The sequence below is a fragment of the Gardnerella sp. KA00243 genome, assembly GCF_049244105.1.
GTDB lineage: Bacteria > Actinomycetota > Actinomycetes > Actinomycetales > Bifidobacteriaceae > Bifidobacterium > Bifidobacterium leopoldii.
Map to the genome: position 1 here is coordinate 340,061 of NZ_CP058375.1, position 15,026 is coordinate 355,086.

General features: G+C 39.4%; 13 protein-coding genes, 1 tRNA gene and 1 riboswitch. Of the genes, 11 read left to right on the forward strand and 3 right to left on the reverse strand.

The annotated features are described in order from the left end of the window. Positions 1-32: 32 nt before the first annotated feature. The 3 genes from HXT50_RS01330 to HXT50_RS01340 all read right to left on the reverse strand — a co-directional run bounded on the left by HXT50_RS01330 (position 33) and on the right by HXT50_RS01340 (position 2,912). Positions 33-767 (reverse strand): ABC transporter ATP-binding protein, encoded by a 735-nt coding sequence (locus HXT50_RS01330; RefSeq protein WP_004106856.1) that lies wholly within the window; start codon positions 765-767, stop codon positions 33-35. A gap of 175 nt (positions 768-942) precedes the next feature. Beyond that, positions 943-1,941, reverse strand: coding sequence for an ABC transporter substrate-binding protein (locus tag HXT50_RS01335; RefSeq protein ID WP_112928609.1), 999 nt, complete (start codon positions 1,939-1,941; stop codon positions 943-945). Positions 1,942-2,096: 155 nt separating this feature from the next. Further along, the gene (locus HXT50_RS01340) at positions 2,097-2,912 is read right to left on the reverse strand and encodes an ABC transporter permease (protein ID WP_004119379.1); all 816 of its coding nucleotides are present in this window, start codon (positions 2,910-2,912) and stop codon (positions 2,097-2,099) included. Then, positions 2,902-3,026, reverse strand: a riboswitch (TPP riboswitch). Its footprint overlaps the gene before it by 11 nt. A gap of 210 nt (positions 3,027-3,236) precedes the next feature. Here HXT50_RS01340 and eno point away from each other — a divergent pair. From eno to pheS, 11 genes are all read left to right on the forward strand, one after another. After that, the gene (gene eno, locus HXT50_RS01345; protein ID WP_004106847.1) at positions 3,237-4,532 is read left to right on the forward strand and encodes a phosphopyruvate hydratase; all 1,296 of its coding nucleotides are present in this window, start codon (positions 3,237-3,239) and stop codon (positions 4,530-4,532) included. A 197-nt stretch (positions 4,533-4,729) separates the two neighbouring features. After that, entirely contained in the window at positions 4,730-5,644 is a 915-nt protein-coding gene (locus HXT50_RS01350; RefSeq protein ID WP_004106846.1) for an L-lactate dehydrogenase, read from the forward strand. A 261-nt stretch (positions 5,645-5,905) separates the two neighbouring features. After that, on the forward strand, positions 5,906-6,406 hold the full coding sequence (folK, locus tag HXT50_RS01355; protein ID WP_116442690.1) for a 2-amino-4-hydroxy-6-hydroxymethyldihydropteridine diphosphokinase: 501 nt from the start codon (positions 5,906-5,908) through the stop codon (positions 6,404-6,406). Between the two features lie 55 nt (positions 6,407-6,461). Beyond that, complete coding sequence (gene folP / locus HXT50_RS01360) at positions 6,462-7,601, forward strand: dihydropteroate synthase (RefSeq protein ID WP_410295054.1); 1,140 nt, start codon at positions 6,462-6,464, stop codon at positions 7,599-7,601. Positions 7,602-7,790: 189 nt separating this feature from the next. Continuing rightward, positions 7,791-8,267: an FtsB family cell division protein gene (locus tag HXT50_RS01365; RefSeq protein WP_004106839.1), complete on the forward strand. Its 477-nt coding sequence runs from the start codon at positions 7,791-7,793 to the stop codon at positions 8,265-8,267. 94 nt (positions 8,268-8,361) lie between these two features. Beyond that, a complete protein-coding gene (locus HXT50_RS01370; protein WP_162861605.1) occupies positions 8,362-10,029 on the forward strand; it encodes a DUF501 domain-containing protein in 1,668 nt (555 codons plus the stop codon). 140 nt (positions 10,030-10,169) lie between these two features. Further along, positions 10,170-10,253, forward strand: a tRNA-Leu gene (locus tag HXT50_RS01375). A gap of 752 nt (positions 10,254-11,005) precedes the next feature. Further along, a complete protein-coding gene (locus tag HXT50_RS01380) occupies positions 11,006-11,641 on the forward strand; it encodes a zinc ribbon domain-containing protein (protein WP_004119400.1) in 636 nt (211 codons plus the stop codon). A gap of 189 nt (positions 11,642-11,830) precedes the next feature. Further along, positions 11,831-12,862, forward strand: coding sequence for a cation diffusion facilitator family transporter (locus tag HXT50_RS01385; protein WP_410294523.1), 1,032 nt, complete (start codon positions 11,831-11,833; stop codon positions 12,860-12,862). A 116-nt stretch (positions 12,863-12,978) separates the two neighbouring features. Further along, positions 12,979-13,887, forward strand: a complete 909-nt coding sequence (locus HXT50_RS01390; RefSeq protein ID WP_410294522.1) for a TrmH family RNA methyltransferase — start codon at positions 12,979-12,981, stop codon at positions 13,885-13,887. Between the two features lie 70 nt (positions 13,888-13,957). Then, positions 13,958-15,025, forward strand: coding sequence for a phenylalanine--tRNA ligase subunit alpha (gene pheS / locus HXT50_RS01395; RefSeq protein WP_032842538.1), 1,068 nt, complete (start codon positions 13,958-13,960; stop codon positions 15,023-15,025). Position 15,026: the final 1 nt, after the last annotated feature.

Genomic DNA, 15,026 nt, shown 5'->3' on the forward strand with positions numbered 1-15,026 from the left:
CAGTTGCCTTTATCAATTATTTTTTTTCGTTCTTACTGTAACGCTTCTCTAAGCTCGTCTTCTATTTCAACGTGATTATTTGGACGCTTTTGTGCATCAAGTTGGCTTCGATCAATATTCCAGTTTTTCTCAATGATTCCGTCTTTAATCATAAGAATTCTGTCAGAAAGTCTTACTGCTTCAGAAATATCATGCGTGACCATTATCGTGGTCCAGCCATGTTTTTGTCTTAGATTATCAAGCAAATCTTGCATGTCTAAACGAGTTAAAGCGTCTAATGCTCCGAAAGGCTCGTCTAAAAGTAGTAATTCAGGATTATGAACTAAAGCTCTAGCTAATGAGACTCGTTGTGCTTGACCACCTGAAAGTTCTGATGGCCATTTCGAACCGCAATTATTAAGTTGCATATCGTTAAGAGCTTTTTCTGCAATAGATTTTAGTTCTGATTTGTTTCCTTGCATGCCGAAAACTACGTTCTTACTTACTGTTATCCATGGTATTAATCTTGCATCTTGGAAACCTATTGCTTGATGTTGTGTGACGTTTATTGTTCCAGAATCAGGTTTGATTAATCCTGAAATAACTTTAAGAAGAGTGGTTTTTCCGCATCCTGAGCGTCCGATTAGAGATACAAATTCACCTTTTTTAATATTTAGATTTATATCTCGCAATATTTTAGCGTTATTTTTAAAAGTCACGCCAATATGTTCTAGAGTAACGCAGTAAGAGTTATCTTTAGTCTCATAGTCTTCTATTTGAGTGTTCATATTTACTCCTACTGCGTTGCTCTAAATCATGTTTATATAATATTTATATAACTTTGTTATACAAGCATGTTATATAACTTTGTTTTAATTTTGATTAATCAGTTATATATTATTTATTTTTGATATTTAATTTTTTGTTTTTACTGATATGTGTTTTATAGATATATGGATTAATTTACTTCGTGCAATCCATTACAGAATCTTTCAAATTCTTTGGAGCTTGCTTAATTAAACCATATTTCACGTATTCTTTAGCCTGAGTTTCCATCATTTTCAAACCTTTTTCATCGATTGGGCGAATAGTTGGATTGTCAAACTTTTTAATTTGCTTAATAATAGTTTCGCTTGCTCCGAGCTGCTTGTAAGCGTTTCCAATAACATTGTTTTCTTTATGAGACTTTTTTGCTTCGCGAACAAGAGCCTTGTACATCTTCTTAACAAGATCCGGATGCTTTTGGGCAAAGCTCTTAGAAACAATGTGAATAGTAACATTCATATTGCCGTACTTTTTAGCATTTACAAGCAATTTTGCGCCTGGAGTTGTCATTGCTGCAGCAAGATTCTGATCGAATGAGGAAATTGCATCAATCTGTCCAGAAGTAAATGCTGCCTGGAAGTTCTTAGGGCTCATCTCAACTTTGTTAACTTTAGAAACGTCTAAACCACTTTTATCGAATGCGCGGTGAAGCATGTAATCGCCAGTATCACCGTTGTGAATAATAGCAACTTTCTTTCCGTATAAGTCTTTTAGTGTTTTCACGCCGCTTTTTGCGGATGCAACGATTCCTTGAGAATCACCATTGTAATATTCGAGCGCAAAAGCTACCCATGGTTGTCCTTCAGCAATCAAATCAATGAAGCGTCCGGTTCCAGTAGTTGTAGCATCTGCATTTCCGCTCATAACAGCAGTAAGACCATCGACTGGAGTGTAAGGACCAGTGTAAACTACCTTAGATTTGCCAAATTCGTCTTGAAGGAATTTCTCATTTTTCAAAGTAGTTAAATAATTTGCTGTAGAAAGATAAGCAACTCTCATAGTTCCAGCGTCTTCTTTTGAAGAAGCGCTTGATGATTTTTGTGAGTTTCCGCAAGCTGCAAGAGATACAGTTGCACAAGCAGCGCAGATTAATGCAATAATGCTCTTTTTAGAAAATCGCATTTTTAAATTAGCCATGATATACAGCTCCTTTTGTTTGTTGTTTTGTTTATCTGTTGTTTGTTTGGTTGTTATTATTTGGTTGTTGATTCTAAATATTGACTGATTCTTAAAAAGCAATTTAATGCATTTTAAAAAGTAGTTAACTTTAGAAAAATGTTGATACTACTAGATTATTGGCGTGATTTTCTATCTAATCTGCGTTCGGGTATAAGAAGATACTCTAATATGTTTGCAGTAAGCTCAGATCCAAGACCTGCAATTGCGTACATAATAACGCATGCCATCATTTGATCTGGCCTAAAGAATTCTTGCGCTCTTGAAAGAATGTATCCAATTCCAATAGAAGAATTGACTGTTTCGCAAGTCACTAATGCAACCCATGCTACAGATATTGCAAATCGCAAACCTGTCATAAAACTTGGAAGTGTACCGCGAAGCAAAATAGATATAAAAATAGTAGATTTTTTAACGTGATAAACCTGTGCTAATTCGAGAAGTTTCGGATCAATATTACGCACTCCGTCGCGAATATTAACGTACATAGGTCCAAAAACGCCAACAGCTATAAGCGCTATTTTCATCGTTTCATCTATTCCGAGGAAAATTATTAATATTGGAGCTAAAGCCGGGAATGGAATTGACCTCAACATGTGGCTTGGTTTATCAACTACAATATTGCCAAGCTTACTGCCTCCCGCAAGTATGCCTGCAGGAACAGCAAAAATAATTCCTAACAAAAGTCCTAAAAGAACTCGTAAAATACTTATTCCTAAGGATTTTAATAATATGCCTTCGTTGTTTAAATCAATAAAAGCTTGTATTACTTCATATGGGGATGGCAAAGAACGGTCTTCGATTGGAGAAAGAGTTGTAAAAAACCACAAAACCAAAATGAGGATGGTTGAAATCCACACTTTACACGAAGATACCGCTTTAAATGCAATCTTCAATATGTTTTTCGCTTTATTAGGCGAACTGTAAGTCATGCGACAATCCCTTCGATAGTTTTAGCTATATCAGGTTCAACGAGTGTATTCTCAGCGCAACACTGTATGTATTGTTGTTTGGCACGATGTAGTTGCGCACCCCGTGTCTGTGGTCATTATCTCCCAAGGGTATGGACATGTATATTTGAAATCGATATTTATAAACGATATTGCTTAAAAATATACAATTGGCTCATATGACTCGAATTAAATCAAAATATTGTGAACGTTCACGGCATAAATACGCTGGTACTCAATATAACGTCCATAAAACGCACTAATCTTGGAAGAGTCATCACAACCCATAGGTATAAAGGAGTAGTTGTGGCAGCTATTGAAAGCGTATATGCACGCGAAATTTTGGATTCTCGTGGAAATCCTACTGTTCAGGTTTATTTGGAGACCGAAGATGGCGCTCAGGGTATTGGTTTAGTGCCTTCTGGTGCTTCTACTGGTGAGGCTGAAGCTTGGGAACGTCGCGATGGCGACAAGTCCCGTTATCAAGGCAAGGGCACGTTGGAAGCTGTTAAGGCTGTCAACGAGGTAATCGCACCTAAGGTTATTGGCATGGATGCCACCGATCAGCGCGCTCTTGATGAGACGATGATTGAGCTTGATGGCACGCCAAACAAGGGCAAGCTTGGTGCTAACGCAATTCTCGGCGTTTCCCTCGCTGCTCTCTACGCTGCTGCTGAGTCTGCTCAGCTTCCGTTGTACCGCTACATTGGCGGCACCAATGGTCACATTCTTCCAGTTCCAAACATGAACATCATGAACGGTGGTGCTCACGCTGATTTCGCAACCGATATTCAGGAGTATATGATTTCTCCTTACGGTTTCGCGACCTACAGCGATGCTTTGCGCGCTGGTGTTGAGGTTTATCACACCTTGAAGAATGTTTTGAAGAAGGAAGGCTTGGCTACTGGTCTTGGTGACGAAGGTGGCTTCGCTCCAAAGATGAAGTCCAACGAGGATTCCTTGAAGTACATCATGGATGCAATCGAAGCCGCTGGCTATGAGCCAGGCAAGCAGATTGGTATTTCTCTTGACGTTGCTTCTTCTGAGTTCTACAACAAGGAAACTGGTAAGTATCGTTTCGATGGCGAAGAGCGCGAATCTGCTTACATGCTCGATTACTACGAGAAGCTCATCAACGAGTATCCAATCGTTTCCATCGAAGATCCATTCCAGGAAGAAGGCTGGGATGATTGGGCAGAAATCACCAAGCGTCTTGGTGATCGTTTGCAGTTCGTTGGCGATGACTTGCTCGTCACCAATCCAAAGCGTTTGGCTAAGGGTATTGAGCTTGGTGCAGCTAACTCCTTGCTCGTGAAGTTGAACCAGATTGGTTCCGTTACCGAAACCCTCGACGCTATTGAGCTTGCAACTAAGAACGGCTTCACTTCTATGGTTTCCCATCGTTCTGGTGAAACCCCAGATACCACCATTTCTGATCTTGCTGTTGCTAAGAACACCGGTCAAATCAAGACTGGTGCTCCTGCTCGTGGCGAGCGTATTGCTAAGTACAACCGCTTGCTTGAGATTGAGGAAGAGCTTGGTTCTACCGCTCAGTATGCTGGTTACAGCGCATTCAAGGCTTGCAAGAAGTATATGAAGTAACTTTTAGTTTTAAGTAACTTAGTGGCTTCTTGAGTCTGTGAGTTTTAACGGTCAGTCGTGTTTACGGCTGACCGTTTTTTATTAAATATTTTTGAAAAAATCACAACACGCAAAAAATTTTTCTTAAATTTACTTTCATTCTCCGCATAATGGTGATATTTTTGTGAGAAAATCGAAACAGAAGGAGATGTTTCATTATGCGAAAAGTAGCAGTTATTGGTATGGGAAATGTTGGCGCAGCTGTTGCTCATCAGCTTGTTGTTGGTGGTTACGCCGACGAGCTGTACTTATATGACAAGAATGAAGCTAAGGTTAAGGCTGATGCATTGGATTTTGAGGATTCAATGGACAATTTGCCTTTTAATGTAAACATTACTGTCAATGATTACGATGCTTTGAAAGATGTTGAAGTTATCGTAAGCGCTATGGGCAATATTAAGCTTTTAGACGTCCCAAATCCTGATCGTTTCGCAGAACTTAAACATAATCGTGTTCAAGTTGAAGAAGTTGGCGCAAAGATTAAAGCTTCTGGCTTCCATGGTGTTCTAATTGATATTACGAATCCTTGCGACGCTATTTGCCAGCTTTATAAAGAAACAACTGGTCTCCCTTATGAAAAAGTTATTGGCACTGGAACATTGCTTGATTCTGCACGTCTTCATCGCGCTGTTGGTAAATTCTTCGGAGTGCATCCAAAAGCCGTGAAGGGCTATAGCTTGGGTGAGCATGGTGATTCACAGTTCGTCGCATGGTCCACAGTTAAGGTTCTTGAACAGCCGATTGTTGAGTTTGCAAAAGAAAAGAACATTGATTTAGATGCTGTCGATGAAGAAACTCGTCAAGGCGGCTTCACTGTGTTCTACGGAAAGAAGTATACAAATTACGGTATTGCTGCTGCTGCAGTTCGTTTGGTCCATGCTGTTCTTTCGGATTCGAAGGAGCAAATGCCTGTTTCGAACTATCGAGAGGAATACCATTCTTATCTTTCTTACCCAGCAATCGTTGGTCGCGAAGGTATTGTGAAGCAGTGCCAACTTGACTTGACTGAAGAAGAGTTGCAAAAGTTGCAGCATTCTGCAGATACAATTTTGAGTAAAGCTCAAGCAAAATAGATAAGTCAAAAATAAAATAACTAAAAAATACTACTTTTGAATCTAAAATATTTTTACAGACTTTAGACAAAAGCGTATTGAAAAATGTCGTTGTAGATTTAATTGCTCCTAAAGAGTGTTGAATTTACAGCGACATTTTTGTTATAAAAATTTTTGATATTAGCTTATTTATTATTTGAATTTATAAAGTTGGCTAGTCCTAATTGTTTATGATATATACTTTTAACTATAAATTGAATTATTTTTTTGGGGGGTGGAAATATGATTTCTAGTGCATACATAAGTGTTGGAAGCAATATAGGTGATAGATTACTTAATTTGCGCCAAGCTGTTTCGCTATTGAAGCAAAATTCGCATGTAAGCAATATTATCGTTTCTTCAGTGTATGAAACTGAACCAGTTGGTGACGTAGTGCAAGACAGTTTTTATAACATTGCTTTACGTTTGGACACTGATTTAACAGCTTTTGAATTGCTTGATTTTATTCATGATATTGAACAGCGTCTTCATAGAAAGCGCATAGTTCGTTGGGGTCCTCGAACAATCGATTTAGATATTATTGATTTTGGTGGTCAAACTATAAAAAGTGAAAATCTTACGATTCCGCACAAAGAAAGAGATAATCGCAGATTTGTATTAGTTCCTTTGCTCGAAATAAGCGCAGACGATGCAAATTATCATGAGCTCATCCAAGATAAGCTTAATAAAACTAGCGACACTAATTGGATTAATATTATTGAAAGTAGCGAAGTTTTTAATTAGTTTGGAATATAAATTTAGTTTTTTAAATATGAGGTTTTAGAAAGAAAGAATACAAATGCGAATTATTGAAAGCAATTTGGAGAATGCATCTTCTAAAAATATTGCAGATATAGCGTTACTGCAGGATCTTTGTGTAAATCAAAAAATTTTATGCACGTGGGAAAATATTAGCGAAAACGATTTAAGCAAAGTAGCTGATTTTCTCGATCATTTTGATACAGCTATCAAAGTTTCCGAGTCTTCTATTGACTTCATTTTGCCGCTTATTGCTCTTAAACCTTTTATGCAAGAATGCGAAAAAGCATGGTACGAAGATCGAGAATTACTTGCAAGTTTGCGCTCGCTATTAAAGCAAAAAGCAATTGTGTGGAATGCAGGGCGATTCTGCTTTGATACACTTGACAAGCCGATAGTTTACGCGATTTTGAATATTACTCCTGACTCATTCTATGACGGCGGCAAGTACCAAAGTGAGGACGAAGTAAATAGCCATATTAAAGAAATAGTTGAAGCCGGTGCTGATGTTATAGAAGTAGGCGGTCAAACTACAAAACCTGGCGGTTATTTAGAAATTACTCCAGAAGAGGAAATAAGTCGCGTTATACCTGCTATTAAGTATATTCACAAAAATTATCCTCAAATTGCTGTAGCAGTAGACACTTACAAGTTACCTGTAATGGAAGCTGCAATTGAAGCTGGCGTAGATATTATAAATGATGTTCGTGCGTTTGATTCTCCAGAAAAAGTAAAGCTTATGGCAGATTCTAACGTTGGATTAGTAACAATGCATAGCAATAGAGATACAGAATATGACAATTTAACAAAGGTTATGTGTCAATTCTTTAGTGATAATTTAAAAATGCTTGTTGATGGAGGAGTTGACTTAAATAGGATCATTCTTGATCAAGGAATTGGCTATGCAAAGGTTGCTGATGGTGAACAAGATTATGCAATGATGCGCAATATTAATCAATTGCATCGTTTTGGTAGACCAATATTGGTTGCGATTTCTAGAAAAGGCTTTGGTAAGAAGCTTTTTAATTTAGATAAAGAAGATCGTTTGCCAGTTACTTTAGTTGCAGAAACAGCGATGTTTATGGCTGGTGGACGTGTAATACGTGCTCATGATATTGCAGAAACAAAGCAATTAGTTGAAATGATCGATGTTATTAATAGAAATTACTGGTTTAAGTAGAAAAATTTGAATATTTTTTTGCAGTTTTGTTCGTCAGTTTTTTAATTTTAATAACGAATAAATGTAGAGTGACTGTAAATGTAGCGTGACTGTAAATGTGGTACAACAGCATTTTGCATCTAAAGCACGTAAGATATTAGCGGAATACATGATGTTTTCACGTCGAATACATCAAGTAATTTAGAGAGTATGGTTATGAAAAAGCGTCGTAAAACGGCATTAGGTGAGGATGTAGTATCACCATTGCAACAGCGTCGACTACTTTCAGGACCGCTCGTGTTTTTATTTATGGTTTTTGTAGTTACCGTTGGTTCAATTGAATGCATTTCAACAGTTAGAAATTATGCGTTAAGCTTGTCGGAGCTTCATGCACTTCAGCGTGAAGAAAGTGATTTACGTGAACAAAAGCGTACGTTGGATAATAATATTGACCGATGGAAAGACAAAGCATACGTTACCGCTCAAGCTAGAGATCGCCTCGGCTTTATTTTTCCTGGTGAGCAGGCTGTTCGTGTAGAGCATCCTGAGGCAGTAACTGGAAAAGTTCCGAATGAATTTGCTCAAGAAAATAGCGAAACTAAGACTCATTCAGTCTTGCCTTGGTATAGTGACTTAATGTATGCAATACATAAAGCAGACAAACCAGATACCGTGCCATCCTTATAACATATAAACTGATAAAGTAAAGAATTATTTATTTGTAAAACAGCTTTAACAGGAGTAGAAACGCATGGCTAACAGCCAAGAAAGTTCAGATAAAATGCAGAACAGTAATAAGAATTATATTCCAAAAGAAGCTGTAAAACCTTTATTTACTACACCTGCGAGTGATGCTGAGCGTGCAATTGTTGAAAAGCAACTTGGAAGATTCCCTAGAGGAATGGTAGCCGTTGGTGCGCGTTGCGTTTGTGGTAGGCCTCTTGCTGTTATTACTAGACCGTGCTTAGAAGATGGCACTCCATTCCCAACTACATGCTACCTTACCAGTCCTGAAGCTGTAAAAGCGGTGTCTCGCGTAGAAGCAGACGGTATTATGCGAGAATATAACGAGCTATTACAATCGGACGAAGATCTAAAGAAACAATATGAGCGTGCACATAAGTATTATTTGGAATTCCGTCATGAATTAGCTGTGTCTTTGGGGGATAGTGAGGAGCATATTAGTCAGATGAGCGCTGGTGGAATGCCAGTTCGTGTTAAATGCTTGCATGCTTTGCTTGCGCAAACATTGGTAATGGGCAAAGGTGTAAATCCGATTGGTGACATGGTGTTAGAGCGCATTAAAGATGAGTTTGATCCTAACGTGTGCCGTTGTACTACTCCGTGGAGCGATGATGCATATGCTACTGAAACGGAAGTTGTTGTGGAAGACGAAACGGCTAAAACTGCAGAGGGTGAAGCTGTAAAAAGTGAAACGACTACTTGCGCAGAAAAAACAGTACAGGTTGCTGCAATTGACTGCGGTACAAATTCTATTCGACTAAAAATTGCGCAAGTTTCTGAGCATGGAATGAAAGATATTGTTCCTCGTATGCTTCGCGTCGTTAGACTCGGTCAGGGAATTGACGAAACTCATCGTTTCGCAGATGACGCTTTGAAGCGAGTGAGGGAGGCTGCGCACGAATTTGCGCAAGTTTTGAAAGAACATCCAGTTGATGCGATTCGTTTTGTGGCAACCTCAGCTACACGAGATGCTGAAAATCGTGAGATTTTTGAACAAATGATGATTGATGAGCTTGGTGTTCGCCCTGAAGTTATTAGTGGTACCGAAGAAGCGGCTCTTAGCTTCCTTGGAGCAACAAGCGTTGTGTCTCGCGATGAGTTGCAGCCACCGTATCTCGTAGTTGATTTAGGTGGAGGCTCTACTGAGTTAGTGCTTGGAGGGGATGGTGACTGCTTGCCAGCGCACAAGGTTTCTGCAGCATACTCCATGAATGTTGGTTCCGTTAGAATGACGGAAAGGCATTTGCATACTGATCCTCCGACTGAAGAGGAAATTCAAGCTGCGATTGAAGATATTGACAAGCATATTGATGATGCTTTCAAAGTTGTTCCTGCAGGACGAGCTCGCACTATTATTGGCGTTTCTGGAACTGTGACAACTATGGCTGCTTTGACTATGGGATTGCAGCATTATGATCATACTGCTGTCGATGGTGTGCGTATTGGATTAGAGCAGGCTTATGCTGTTAATAATCGATTTTTGCGTATGCCTAAGGACTGCAGGCGCACGTATGCGACGATTCACCCAGGGCGTGTGGATGTTGTTGGCGGTGGAGCAGTGATTTGGAGCCGAGTGTTGGAGAGATTAGCAAAAGCTGCGTATGAGGATCACGGTGGGGTTTTGGATACGTTTGTTGCAAGTGAGCATGGTTTGCTTGACGGAATCACGATTGATTTGGGAAGAAAGTTACTCGCCACACGCTGAGTGCGTGTGGTTGCGGTTTCTGACGGTTGATGAGTGCGCGTGTTTGCAGTTTCTGACGGATACTGAGAATATGTGTTTGTGATTTCGCCACACGCTGAGCTTGTTCTTTGCTTAAATGTATGGCATAATAAGTGATTGCTGCCTCTGTGGCGGAATTGGCATACGCATCAGACTTAAAATCTGACGCCCTTACGGGCTTGTGGGTCCGAGTCCCACCGGAGGCACAAACGAAACGCTGCACAGCTGTTTGCTGTGTGGCGTTTTTGATGAATGTACAATCATGTGGATTCCAGCCAAAGGTACTGGTTGAAACCCCTAGTTCCTCAATTTTCCCCACTATTATGAGTAGAGCAAGAGTATTAGGTATTATTTCGGCAATATGCGCCATCACTGCGGCAACAAATGTTATTTTACAAGTGCCGTTTGCTGGCATTGGATTTACTTTAGCTGCTGGCATAGCTGGCTTATCAGCTGGACTATGCAGCAGTAAATCCTCTAATAAGCGTGAGTGAATTTCTTCCTGTACGATTATAAGTAATAAAACAAGAGTGTTTTCTTACATGTGCTTGTTAGTCATGTTTTGTTATATTGTAGCGGAATACAATGTTTAATAATGATTAATTCTCTTGATTTATTCGTAATATTATGAAAGAATCGATGATAGATTTTGGGTACTACTAGTTTCCAGAATCCGTTGTTTTATAAATTTTATCGCGTTTACAATTTAGCCAAGTCATTATGATAACGGATAGAGTGTTGACGCGTGAGCGCTGCCCAATCTATTTGCAATCGCCACCCTGAGATAACAATTGGGGGTGGCGATTCTTTTTGACCTATAACCCACATTTGCACTTTACTTAGCATATTTGCGATTGACAATCCCGTATTTGTCTTATAGTCAGTTCGATTGTTATAATTGTTGCGAATTTGCAATGCAATAGTTGTATTGCTTAACAACTGAAGTAGAAGGTGAATTATGCTTTGTAATTTTTGCGGTAAAGAGAACGACGCAAATAGTCAAGTATGTGCTAATTGCGGAAATCGCTTAGGAAACCCAAATGTGCAGCAGACTGTTCAAAATACTCAGCAGCCAGCAAACGATACTTTAAATTCTGTTAAAGATGGCTTTAAGAATTTTAATGAGACAATAGATTCAGTAATTGAAGATTCAGATCCTGAGCTTTTACATAAGTACTCCTTGATTGCTTATATGGCAGCTTCTGTTGTTGCAATTATTGCTCCATTCTTGCCACTTATCACTGTAAATTGCTTTGGTCTCTCCAAGTCGTTTAATTTTGTAAACAATAATAACACTCCTGGCGATGGAATTTTCTATATAATTATTGCTATTGTTGCTTTAGTTTTTGCTTTTATGAATAAGTCAAAAATAATGATGATTGTTGGCGGTGTTGCTGCCGTATTTATGATTTTTGAGTTTTTCCATATTAATGGCAAGATATCTTCCCTCAAATCGCAGTTTGGTGGATTCTCGATGCTTGGATCTGTAAGTTATGGCATTGGTTTCTACTTATTCATTCTCTCTGCACTTGCTTTGCTTGGATCCTCTGTATTGTACTACCTGTGTGAAAGAGTGCTAAAAGCAGAGAAATAGCATTACTTTGTAACATGTTTTGTACAATGTTTATGCATGTTGACAGCTTGTGATTACATAGTCATAGACAAAGTAATTGATAATAGTGAACCCCGGCTTAGGCTGGGGTTCATTGCGTATACGGCAAAATGCGAATGATATTGAGAAACGATATCGCCCAAATATTTTAATATTTTAGGAGGCTGGAAAGTGCATAATCATAACGATGTAATTCAAACTAACGGCACTGGTTCACGCTCAAGCAGTGTGAATGCAAATGTCAACTCTTTCGATACTCATTACAATAACGCCAACGCAGCTTCCCAAGCAGCCGCAATTCACGCAAGTCATGCACATCAGCATCGTTTGCTTCTTACGCTTTCTCTTACTGCAACTGTGTTTTTTGCTGAGGTAATTGGTTCTTTTCTAACTAATTCTTTGTCGCTGCTTATAGACGCAGGTCATATGCTTACAGACATTTCAGTTCTTGCAGCTTCAACAGTTACTGCAATTCTTATGCGTCGTCGTCCAAATAGTAAGCGTACGTGGGGCTGGGCGCGTCTTGAGGTTATTACAGCTGCTGCGGGAGCTCTTATTTTACTGCTTGTAGGAGTGTATGCTCTTGTTGAAGCTGGAATGCGTCTTTTTGGTAGTGGTCATCAAGGCATTCATGATGTAAATCAGCTTCTATTCTTTGGTATTCTTGGCTTAGCTGCGAATTTAGGCTCTCTTGTAATTCTTATGTCTCAATCGCAAGACAATATGAATATGCGTGCTGCTTTTCTTGAGGTTATGAACGATGCTCTTGGATCTGTTGCAGTCGTAGTTTCAGCTATTGTAATGATGAGCACAGGTTGGGCAGGTTTTGATGCTTTAGCTGGCGGTATTATTGCGCTTCTTATGATTCCACGTGCGCTAAAGCTTCTTAAGAATGCTGTTAAGGTTCTTCTTGAGCAGACTCCTGAAGGTCTTGATTTAAACAAAGTTCGTGAACATCTAGAGCATGTTCCTCATGTTCTTGCAGTTCATGATTTGCACGCTAGTACTGTCTCTACTGGTATGCCGATTTTTATGGCACATGTCGTTGTGGATCCTAATATGACAATGTCTCAATGCTCTCATGTGCTTTCTCAGCTTCAGGACTGCTTACGCGAACATTTTCCTGTTTCTGTGTCTCACACTACTTTTCAACTTGAGCCTAAAGGCTATACAACTTCCAGTGCTTCAGAGCATCATGAATAGAGTTTATAAGGTTTTGCTTATTTATAAGTTTTGTTGCAATGAATGTGGCAGGTTTGCATAAATATGTGAATGTGTATTTCCTGTGTCGTAATCGTTTTTGAAGTAAAGTTATATTTATGCCGTTAAAAGAACTAATTGATAATACTCACAGTGAGCGCGTGCGCAGACTCGTTTCTTTAGGTCGCGCAAAGTCGCATGATTTGCAGCGTTTTTTAGTTGAAGGTCCGCAAAGTGTGCGCGAAGCTGTACGTTATGCCACAGATTCGTTATGTGATATTTATGTTACTAAAGATGCTTGTGAAGGTAATGAAAAGGAAAGTTCACAATTTTCTTCTTTGCGGGAAATAGTTAAAGAAGCTTTATCTCGATCTTGTTATGTTCATCCTGTTGAACCGAGTATTATGCAAAAAATTAGTGCTGATTCACAGGGAATTGTTGCGGTTGCTAATTCGAAATCTTTAGATGATATCTATTTTAGTGAGTTTAAAAATTTGCAACAATCAGCACAAGTAAAATCAAAAAACGATTTTAAGCCTCTTCGTATTGCAGCTTGCTGGCAGGTAAGAGATCCTGGCAATGCTGGTGCTATTATTCGCGTTGCAGATGTTGCTGGATGCGATGCTGTTGTTTTTGTTGATGATTGCGTAAGTCGTTGGAATTCTAAGCTTGTGCGTTCGACTGCAGGTTCACTATTTCATCTTCCTGTAGTGCAATTAAGCGTTCAAGACTGGTTCGAATGCGCTGCAAAATCAAATATTCGAATTATTGCAGCTGATATTTACGGAACTGACAAGATTAAACCTGTGCCATTTCCAAAAATTTTAGTCAATTCCGAGGTTATTAGCAGTTCTTTGGCTATTTTATTTGGCAATGAAGCTAGAGGCTTACCTAAAGAAGTATTGCAACAGGTTGACGATATTTCAATAATTCCAATATATGGAAAAGCAGAATCAATGAACCTTGCAACAAGTGCAGCAGTAATGCTTATGGGCTTGGCTATGTCGAGTCATGAGCGAAAAATATAACTTTGGGCAATATTTTGCAATATCGTATATAAACAATGAATATACGTATAACACAGATAGGAAGGGTGCTGTGACCGATAATAAGCCATTCGATATTAAAGCTGTAACTAAAGCAGTAAAAGAAGGTATTGCTAGCGTTACAGCTGCTCAAACTATGGAAGAGCTGAAGGCTGTTAAAACTAAGTATGCTGGCGCGCAGTCAGTGATGACTGTTGCAAGCAAAGCAATTGGTTCTTTGCCTGCAGATCAAAAGAAGGAAGTTGGCAAGGTGATGTCAACTTTGCGAGCTGATTTTGGTCGAGCTTTTGCAGAAGCTACAGAGCGAATTAAAGCCGTTGAAGAAGCTAACATGCTTTCTGCAGAGACTGTAGATATGACTCTTCCAATTAATCGTAAGCCTTTAGGTGCTCGTCATCCTATTGCTCGTATTATTGAAGATTTTGAAGACTTCTTTGTGTCTATGGGTTGGCAGATTTCTGCGGGTCCAGAAGTTGAAACTGAATGGTTTGATTTCGATGCATTGAACTTTGGACCGGATCATCCTGCGCGTCAAATGCAAGATACTTTCTACGTTCAAGGAAATCAAGCTAAGGATGCCGCAGGCTTTGTTGGTTCAAATATGGTTTTGCGCACGCAAACTTCTTCTGACCAAGTACGTGCGTTAATTGAGCGTGGAGTTCCTCTGTATATTGCTTCTCCTGGTAGAGTGTTCCGCACTGATGAACTGGATGCAACGCATACTCCAGTTTTTCATCAATGTGAAGCTTTGGCTGTGGATAAGCATTTAACAATGGCTGATTTAAAGGGTGTTCTCGATCGTTTGGCTGTTGCTATGTTTGGTCCAGATGCAAAGAGCCGTTTGCGACCAAGCTACTTCCCATTTACTGAGCCTAGTGCTGAGCTGGATCTTTGGTTCCCGGATAAAAAGGGCGGTCCAGGCTGGATTGAATGGGGCGGATGCGGAATGGTGAATCCTAATGTCCTTAAATCTGCTGGTTTAGATCCAGAAGTTTATACTGGTTTTGCTTTCGGAGTAGGTTTGGAGCGAACTTTGCTACTTCGACATGACATTAACGATATGCATGATTTGGTTGAAGGCGATAAGCGCTTCAGTGAACAGTTTGTGATGGGGGAGTAAA

Bases quoted from the DNA above. Each gene is read 5' to 3' on its own strand.
- HXT50_RS01370 (WP_162861605.1), top strand. From the start codon at position 8,362: ATGCAGAACAGTAATAAGAATTATATTCCAAAAGAAGCTGTAAAACCT.
- HXT50_RS01380 (WP_004119400.1), top strand. From the start codon at position 11,006: ATGCTTTGTAATTTTTGCGGTAAAGAGAACGACGCAAATAGTCAAGTA.
- HXT50_RS01350 (WP_004106846.1), top strand. From the start codon at position 4,730: ATGCGAAAAGTAGCAGTTATTGGTATGGGAAATGTTGGCGCAGCTGTT.
- folP (WP_410295054.1), top strand. From the start codon at position 6,462: ATGCGAATTATTGAAAGCAATTTGGAGAATGCATCTTCTAAAAATATT.
- HXT50_RS01390 (WP_410294522.1), top strand. From the start codon at position 12,979: ATGCCGTTAAAAGAACTAATTGATAATACTCACAGTGAGCGCGTGCGC.
- HXT50_RS01340 (WP_004119379.1), bottom strand. From the start codon at position 2,912: ATGACTTACAGTTCGCCTAATAAAGCGAAAAACATATTGAAGATTGCA.
- folK (WP_116442690.1), top strand. From the start codon at position 5,906: ATGATTTCTAGTGCATACATAAGTGTTGGAAGCAATATAGGTGATAGA.
- HXT50_RS01330 (WP_004106856.1), bottom strand. From the start codon at position 767: ATGAACACTCAAATAGAAGACTATGAGACTAAAGATAACTCTTACTGC.
- HXT50_RS01335 (WP_112928609.1), bottom strand. From the start codon at position 1,941: ATGGCTAATTTAAAAATGCGATTTTCTAAAAAGAGCATTATTGCATTA.
- HXT50_RS01365 (WP_004106839.1), top strand. From the start codon at position 7,791: ATGGTTATGAAAAAGCGTCGTAAAACGGCATTAGGTGAGGATGTAGTA.